We start from the raw sequence: 9,336 nt of genomic DNA on the forward strand, positions 1-9,336 counted from the left end.
GACCTTTCGAAAGAAGGGTCTTTTTTTTGTTTATCCATACAACAAATATCCAAACCCAATTCGTAATGGATTTTCTATCCTTACATTATTGTGTACCTTTGCGTCCTATTTTAAATTACAATCATGAGTCGAAATACGGATAAAAACATCAAAAAGCACAACGATAAACTGCATAAAGAACAAGCGAAAGCGAAGCAAGCGGCAGTTACTCGAAAGGAGAAATTGAAGGAAATTGTAAAAAAATTCAATGAAAGTAAAGAGTAATATTTTAAAATAGTCAGTTTTCAGCAGTATTAATTTGAATTAGTAGGTACTGCAAATTGATTTAAATGTATAAGTCACCAATTTTAAATGCTATGAAAAATTGCTACTGTGGTGCTAAAATTTTATTTGAGCGTTGCTGCGAACCTAAAATTAATAGGAATGTAAAAGCGGCTACCGCTGAAGAATTAATGCGCTCTAGATATTCGGCTTATTGCATTCAAGCAGCGGATTATTTAGTAGCAACCACGCATCTATCTACTCGCAAATTCCATAAAAAAAGCGATATATTAGATTGGTCAAAGTCCAATATTTGGGTAAATTTAGAAGTCATTTCTACTTCTGAAGATAAAGTAGAATTCAAAGCGTACTATTTAGACGAAAGTCTTAAGGCTCAAATTCATTATGAAAAATCTACTTTTACCTTTGATAATGGAAGTTGGTTTTATGTAGATGGAATTTTTAATTAAAAGGGAGAAAGTCTGAAACAGCAGTTTTTCGCAAAAAAAATTATGTTTTTTTCTGAATAATGCAATTTCAGCTTACTTAAAATGCAGCTATTGCAATATTAATTTAATGAGAACAAAACTGGTCTCTCAACGTTACATTTATGTTTGTTAAAGTAAACTTATAATTACTATTAGTTCTTTTTTAAAATTCGAATTAAACTTAATTTTAAGATTCTTTAAAAAAAAACAGATATGAAAAATAGTACTATTCTTCTTGCAGCTGGAATTTTATGCGCTTTAGCACTTCCAGTTCAAGCACAAGTCAATACCAAATTAAGTGAAAGTCGAAAAGCAGCATTAGCCACTCGTCCCGATGATGTAGTGGAAACCGCAATTGGGCCGTTGACCATTGTTCCGCCGTATTCTTCAAAATCTATCGAAAAAAATAGTAAAGTTATAGGTTGGGGTGATAAAAAACCTCAAGCGCCTGAAGGATTTTTGGTGACAAAATTTGCTGAAAATTTAATTCATCCAAGGCAAACGTATATCGCGCCAGACGGAGCTATTTTTGTTGTAGAGGCGAACACTAAAAATAGCGCCAATCGAATTAGTGTACTGCAAGATAAAAATGGTGATGGAATTGCAGAACGAACCACCTTTTTAGAAAATCTAAATCAACCTTTTGGTATGTTGGTACTCAATAATTTTTTCTACGTTGCCAATACGGATGGTGTATACCGTTATCCATATAAAATTGGTGATACAAAAGTTGAAGGAAATGGCGATAAAATTTTAACGCTTCCCGCTGGAGGTTATAACAACCACTGGACTCGAAATTTATTAGCGAATAAAGAAGGTACCAAAATTTATGTTTCTGTAGGTTCTGCAAGTAATGTAGGCGAATACGGTATGGAAAAAGAAATCCGACGTGCTGCCATTTTAGAAATCAATCCCGATGGAAGCGGCGAAAAATTATACGCCAGCGGTTTGCGAAATCCAGTTGGTATGGACTGGAATCCAGTTACGGGACAACTCTGGACTGCAGTAAATGAGCGTGATGAACTGGGAAATAATCTTGTTCCCGATTACATTACAAGTGTTAAGGAAAACGGTTGGTACGGGTGGCCGTACTCATATTTTGGAAAAATTAAAGATCCTCGCTGGGAAAACGATCCACATATTGAGCTAGTAAATCAATCTATTATGCCAGATGTTCCCGTTGGACCTCATACCGCGTCACTTGGATTAGTATTTTATAACGACAAAAAATTTCCGAAAAAATATGTAAATGGTGCATTTATTGGGCAACATGGCTCATGGAATCGTGCGGTATTTTCAGGATACAAAGTAGTTTTTGTGCCGTTTGACGCCAAAGGAAATCCCGGTCAACCCGAAGATTTTTTAACTGGTTTTATTGCCGATGACTCGCAAAGTACCGTTCACGGTCGACCTGTAGGAATTAGCGTAACTAAATCGGGTGATTTGCTAGTGAGTGATGACGATGCGGGAATAGTTTGGAGTGTTTCAGCAATTAAATAGTATCCCATTGAAAAATCAAATATTCTTAATTTTGTGCTTTTTGTGTGCAGCTAATTTATTCGCGCAAGAGTATCAATTTACAATTTTTAATGCTTCAACCAATCAGCCAGTTGAAAATGTACAGCTTTTTCACGAAGGGAAACTCATAACTTTTTCTAACCGTGAGGGTGTTTTTATAGTGCCAAAACAATTGGTTGGTACAGAAGTTAAGTTGCAAAAGATGGGCTTTGAAACTAGAAGTAAAGTACTGAACGCTGAAAATGTAAATCAAATCCTTTTCCTAAAGCCACTCGCGGAAGTGCTTTCAGAAGTAATTGTCAGAAGTAGTAGCATTCCGCAAACAATTCAAAAAGCTCCAGCCTCAATTAATATTGTGAATTCGGCTGATTTTAGCAGAACTGACGCTACTAATATATTGGAAAGTTTCAATAACGCACCTGGAATTTACGTCAATCAAGGAGCATTGAATACCAATAAAATTTCAATTCGAGGAATTGGCGCGCGATCGCAATACAGTACCAATAGAATTCAATCCTATTATGACGGAATTCCAATTGCAACTGCAGAAGGCGATTTAACTTTAGACGATTTTGATCAAGAAAGCGTTGAGCGAATTGAAATCATAAAAGGACCAACTTCGAGCATTTATGGAGCAGGACTCGGTGGTTCGATAAATTTGTTTTCCAAAACCTTTACCAAAGAAAAAAATCAGGCCAATGTGAGTAGCCAATTTGGAAGCTTTAATACGTACAAGCAAGTAATCCAAGCGTCTACTTCAGATGAAAACGCATCTTTTTTTGCTACTTTAAGTAACTTAACCAGTGATGGATCACGTGAAAATGGAAAATATAAGAGAACGTCAGCTTTAGTAAATGGAAGTATAAAATCAGGAACGCGTGGTAAATTTACCTATTTGGCAAATTTCACAAAATTAAAAGCATTCATTCCCAGTTCATTAAATGAAGAAAATTTCATAAATAATCCAGAAATTGCAGATGCAAGTTGGGCTGCTTCGCAAGGATTTGAATCTTACGATCGTGGTATTCTTGGAGGTTCATACAGTACTTTTATTTCTGATAAGATTAGCAATACCACGAGTGTTTTCGTTAGTTTTAGAGACGGTTATGAGCCGCGACCTTTTGATATTTTAAATGAAAACCGCATTTCAACGGGAGTAAGAACCCGATTTAATTTGCACACCAAACTTTTTGAACGTCCATCAGAAATCAGTTTTGGTGGAGAATATTATAAGGAGTGGTATGAAATGGGAACGTTCAAAAATCTGTATAAAGACTTTCCCGATCAAGGCAGTATTCTCGGCGAGCGACTGAGCAGTAATGAACAGGACCGGAATTACAGTAACTTTTTTGCTCAAATAAACGTTGACATACTAGAAAAATGGAACTTAGAGCTGGGTTTTAATATAAATACTACTCAATATGGGTTGATAGATTTGTTTGTACAAGACGGAGTAAACCAGACGGGCGATTATAAATTTGAAACTATTTTATCACCAAGAATTGGAACCAGTTATGAAATTTCACCTGGAAAAAATATCTACGCGTCCGTAAGTCAAGGATTTTCAACGCCAAATGTTGCAGAAACGTTGACACCAGAGGGACAAATTAATACCAATCTCGAGCCAGAAACGGGAACGAATTATGAAATGGGATTTAAAGGAAATTGGCTGGACCGAAACTTGTATACAGAGATAGCAGTTTTTTCCATTCAAATAGAAAATTTATTGGTAGCAAAAAGAGTGGGTGAGGACCAATATGTGGGAATAAATGCGGGAAGTACCAATCACAATGGAATTGAATTCTTAACCAATTATAGGGTGCAATTGAGTAAAGTTGTTGAGATCAAACCCTATTTAAGTACTGCTTTAAATTTCTTTAAATTTGACGAATTCATAGACAATGATAGCGATTTCTCTGGCAAAAAACTGCCGGGAGTTCCTTCATACACTGTAAACGTAGGTATAGATCTTGCAACAAATAACGGATTTGAATTTTTCGGAAATTTCCGAAGTATTGGCGAAATGCAATTGAACGATGCCAATACAGGTACAACTGATTCCTACCAATTATTGAATTTCAAAGCGGCATATTCATTTACTGTTTTCGAAAATCTGAAATTTAATATTTATAGTGGAATAAATAATGCTTTGGACAAGCAGTATGCTGCTAGTATAGTTACAAATGCTACTGGATTTGGAGGTAATGCTCCTCGCTATTATTATCCAGGAAACCCTAGAAATTATTACGGAGGATTGCAGGTAAATTACTTGTTTTAAAATTTACAAATTATCTTAAATAAGAAAAGACCTTTCATTACTGAAAGGTCTTTATTCTTTATTCTATGCTCTATGCTCTATTTTCTTACTTACATATTTCTTCGATACTGACCACCCACTTCAAACAACGAAGCCGTAATCTCTCCTAAAGAACAAATTTTAGTCGCATTCATCAACTGCTCAAACATGTTCTGGTTTTTAATTGCAGCATCTTGAATAACTGCCAATTGTTCCGCAGTTTCGTCTTTGTGAAATTTATGTAAATTATTTAAAGTCGTAATTTGAAATTGCTTCTCCTCTTCACTTGCACGAATTACTTCGGCAGGAATAACTGTTGGCGAACCTTTTGAACTCAAGAACGTATTTACACCAATAATTGGGAATTCACCCGTATGTTTCAACATTTCGTAGTACATACTTTCTTCTTGAATTTTAGAACGTTGGTACATCGTTTCCATCGCACCAAGAACACCACCTCTTTCAGTTATTCTGTCGAATTCCATCAATACGGCAGCTTCCACTAAATCCGTTAACTCTTCAATAATGAATGAACCTTGTATTGGGTTTTCATTTTTTGCCAAACCTAATTCCTTATTGATAATCAACTGAATTGCCATTGCTCTACGAACTGATTCTTCTGTTGGAGTCGTAATCGCTTCATCATAAGCATTGGTATGCAATGAATTACAGTTGTCATAAATAGCGTATAAAGCTTGCAAAGTCGTACGAATATCGTTAAAGTCAATTTCTTGTGCATGTAGCGAACGTCCTGATGTTTGAATATGGTATTTCAACATTTGAGCTCTTTCGTTAGCACCGTACTTATTTTTCAGGGCTTTCGACCAAATTTTACGAGCCACACGACCAATTACAGCATATTCTGGGTCAATTCCATTCGAGAAGAAGAACGATAAGTTAGGTCCAAAATCATTGATGTCCATTCCACGACTCAAATAATATTCAACATACGTGAATCCATTGGACAACGTAAAGGCCAACTGCGTTATAGGATTAGCACCCGCTTCTGCAATATGGTAACCGGAAATCGAAACCGAATAAAAGTTTCTGATATTATTGGTAATGAAATATTCTTGAACGTCACCCATCAATCGCAACGCAAATTCCGTAGAGAAAATACACGTGTTTTGAGCTTGGTCTTCTTTCAAAATATCCGCTTGAACTGTTCCACGAACTTGTGAAAGCGTTCTTACTTTTATGTCTTGGTACACATCATTTGGCAAAACCAAATCACCAGTAACTCCTAAAAGCATCAATCCCAATCCGTCATTTCCAACAGGAAGTGTCCCGTTATAAGTAGGTCTTGGTAATCCTTTTTTCTTATAAATGGCGTTGATTTTAGTTTCAACTTCTTTCTCTAGGCCGTTTTCTTTGATGTACAATTCACATTGTTGGTCAATTGCAGCATTCATGAAAAACCCTAGCAACATAGGTGCCGGACCGTTAATAGTCATACTCACTGATGTCAATGGGTGTGCCAAATTAAATCCAGAATACAACTTTTTCGCATCGTCTAAACAACAAATAGAAACTCCTGCATTTCCAATTTTCCCGTAAATATCAGGACGTAAATGAGGATCGTTTCCATATAAAGTCACACTGTCAAATGCCGTAGACAAACGTTTTGCAGGTAATCCAGCACTTACATAGTGAAAACGACGGTTGGTTCGTTCTGGTCCACCTTCACCAGCAAACATTCTCGAAGGGTCTTCACCTTCTCTTTTAAAAGGATACAAACCTGATGTAAAAGGAAATTCCCCAGGTACATTTTCTTGTAAATTCCATTTCAAAATATCACCCCAAGCTTCGTACTTTGGTAAAGCTATTTTTGGGATTTGTGAGTGTGAAAGGGATTCGGTATGGGTTGCAATCTTAATTTCTTTATCGCGAACTTTAAACGAATAAACCGGATTCTTATATTTATTTACTTTTTCATCCCAAGTCAAGATAATTTCCCAATTGTAAGGGTCCAAATCCATTTTGACTTTGTCAAACTGATTCAATAATAAGTTCAAGAAAATGCGGTCTTGATTGTCTTCTTCTTTCGCACTCGGATAAACCGAACTATCGTCAATACCCACTTTATTGATTTCAGGTTTCTTCCCCGAAACCGTTTCAATGGTTTTGAAAATACCATACAACTTTTGAGCAACTTGTCGTTGTCCTTCTGCCGTTTCATCGTATTTTCTATTGTTTTCGGCAATTTCCGAAAGGTATCGTGTTCTATGTGGTGGAATCACAAAGATTTTCTCGCTCATTTCACGCGTAATTTCAAAAGTAGAAACCAAATCTGATTCGGTTTTTTCAACAACTTTATCCATTATCGCTTTATACAACGTGTTCATTCCTGGGTCGTTAAACTGCGAAGCAATCGTTCCAAAAACAGGTAAATCATTAGGATTCGCATCCCAAAGATTATGATTTCGCTGGTATTGTTTTTTCACATCACGCAATGCATCAAGCGAACCGCGTTTGTCAAATTTATTAATTGCTACCAAATCAGCAAAATCAAGCATGTCGATTTTTTCCAATTGTGTCGCGGCACCAAATTCTGGCGTCATCACATAAAGCGAAACATCAGAATGGTCCATAATTTCGGTATCACTTTGCCCAATTCCAGACGTTTCAAGGATAATAATGTCGTATTTTGCCGCTTTCAAAACCTGAATGGCTTCGGCAACATATTTCGACAAAGCTAAATTCGATTGACGAGTAGCCAACGAACGCATATAAACTCTCGGATTATTAATCGCATTCATTCGAATTCTATCTCCCAATAAAGCACCTCCTGTTTTTCTTTTGGAAGGGTCAACTGAAATCAATCCAATAGTTTTTTCTGGAAAATCAATAAGAAATCTTCGAACCAATTCATCCACTAAAGAAGATTTTCCCGAACCACCAGTTCCTGTAATTCCCAAAACGGGAATCTTAGAGGATTCATTTAGCGTGTGAATTTTGTCCATCGTAGCTTTTGCTATTTCTGGGAAATTCTCCGCTGCCGAAATTACACGAGCAATCGCTGTTGGTACTTTAGCCTCTAAATGGTCGGCTTCGTCCGTTAACTTATCTCCAATTGGAAAATCTGATTTTTGAACCAAATCATTAATCATTCCCTGCAATCCCAACTCACGTCCATCATCTGGAGCATAAATTCGAGTGATTCCGTAATCCTGCAAATCTTTAATTTCAACAGGGAGAATTACTCCACCTCCACCACCGAAAATCTTAATATGTCCCGCTCCTTTTTCTTTCAAAAGGTCGTACATATATTTGAAATATTCGTTGTGTCCTCCTTGATAAGAAGTAATTGCAATGGCATTCGCATCTTCTTGAATGGCAGTATTCACTACTTCTTCCACACTTCGGTCGTGACCTAAATGAATCACTTCCACGCCAGTAGATTGAATAATACGACGCATAATGTTAATTGCTGCATCGTGACCGTCAAAAAGAGCAGCTGCTGTTACAATTCTGACTTTATTTATAGGTATATAAGGTGTTGCTTGTTCCATATTGATTTAAAAGTAATTTTAAGCCCGCAATTTACGAATTATAAAAATTTTATGCGAATTAATTCTTAGTGGTTTTTGTATAGTGCGATATAGCAGCTGCTGGAACTGATTTTTTGTTTAGTGCGATAATATAAATAAATACTTACTTACTGCTTGTATTCAATTCCGAGCAATTAAAATCAATCGCTAGTAATAGTCATTATTTACTTTTACACACCCAATTTAGATTGGCAATATTTTGATTATCTACATTATACTATCAAATCATAATCCACTGTATTTATTGTGCTTTTTATTTATGCAGTGCGGTATCTAATTTTAGCTGATAATGCATTTGATTTTGAAACTTCTGCTCACTCAATAGGTCATAGATAAAATCACTTTTATGTTCACTAATAGTATGAAAGATAGGGGAGGGGTTCGATAAATTTAGCAATAATGTATAGAAGTTCCATTTGATTAATTTTTGATTGAGTTCTTCCTTATATATAGGTATGAGTTTTTAATATCTAAAATTGATACTAGTCATTACAAATTATGATTCTCGGAATAAAATATACCTTCTGTAAATTTTAAGTTCAGGTTTTGAAATGCCTTCTAGACATATCGAGTAATTGCTTCAACGATATTTAGGTTTTAGTGGAGGGTGATGTGTTCCTTAATTTGCAAGATGCTTTCTACCTTTAAGGAAATATAATTTATTTCTACTAGATAATAGAGTGGGGAATGGCAGTAGGTATCTATTAAGATGTATTATATACCGGTATAACATGAGTTACTTCTTTTGTTCACCTCAATATTTGTATCATTTCAAGCTGTGAAATGGCATGTATAAAGATTTTCAGATAATTTACGATCGAATTCAATTAATTGCAGTTCTTAACCCACACAAATAAAGCGATTTAAAAAATACTTTACAATTTCTTAAAATTAAGTGTTGATTAAGTAAAAAGAAGTGTTACTTTTGCACCCGCAACAACGGCGAAGTTCATACGAAATACTGGTTTTTATCAAAGCGAAGAGGGTTAGAAATAAGCTAAAAATAAATTTGCGAGATAAGAAAATAAGTATTAGTTTTGCACCCGCTAAGAGGCATAGTTCATAAGAATAATGAGGATTAAGATTTGGAGAAAATAAGCTTAAAAATATTTTCAAAAAAGCTTGTCAGAGTTAAAAAAGAAGTTATCTTTGCACCCCGCAAGAGAATAAGTTCATTGAGAGATTGAGTAGGTTATGAGGAGAGAAATTAGGAACGAAAGTT

General features: G+C 35.6%; 5 protein-coding genes. 4 read left to right on the top strand and 1 reads right to left on the bottom strand.

Annotation, left to right across the window (positions count from 1 at the left end; all coding sequences use genetic code 11):
- Positions 1–123 precede the first annotated feature (123 nt).
- The 4 genes from H602_RS20105 to H602_RS0109185 all read left to right on the top strand — a co-directional run bounded on the left by H602_RS20105 (position 124) and on the right by H602_RS0109185 (position 4,545).
- Positions 124–264, top strand: a complete 141-nt coding sequence (locus H602_RS20105) for a hypothetical protein (protein WP_169516031.1) — start codon at positions 124–126, stop codon at positions 262–264.
- A 92-nt stretch (positions 265–356) separates the two neighbouring features.
- The gene (locus H602_RS0109175; RefSeq protein WP_026977734.1) at positions 357–731 is read left to right on the top strand and encodes a YchJ family protein; all 375 of its coding nucleotides are present in this window, start codon (positions 357–359) and stop codon (positions 729–731) included.
- 231 nt (positions 732–962) lie between these two features.
- Positions 963–2,249: a PQQ-dependent sugar dehydrogenase gene (locus H602_RS0109180; protein ID WP_026977735.1), complete on the top strand. Its 1,287-nt coding sequence runs from the start codon at positions 963–965 to the stop codon at positions 2,247–2,249.
- Positions 2,250–2,256: 7 nt separating this feature from the next.
- On the top strand, positions 2,257–4,545 hold the full coding sequence (locus H602_RS0109185; RefSeq protein WP_245574938.1) for a TonB-dependent receptor family protein: 2,289 nt from the start codon (positions 2,257–2,259) through the stop codon (positions 4,543–4,545).
- Between the two features lie 89 nt (positions 4,546–4,634).
- Here the strand turns inward: H602_RS0109185 and H602_RS0109190 are convergent, their stop codons facing one another.
- Positions 4,635–8,075 (bottom strand): methylmalonyl-CoA mutase family protein, encoded by a 3,441-nt coding sequence (locus H602_RS0109190; protein WP_026977737.1) that lies wholly within the window; start codon positions 8,073–8,075, stop codon positions 4,635–4,637.
- Positions 8,076–9,336 lie beyond the last annotated feature (1,261 nt).

It is taken from the genome of Flavobacterium tegetincola DSM 22377 (assembly GCF_000425485.1).
GTDB classification, from domain to species: Bacteria; Bacteroidota; Bacteroidia; order Flavobacteriales; family Flavobacteriaceae; genus Flavobacterium; species Flavobacterium tegetincola.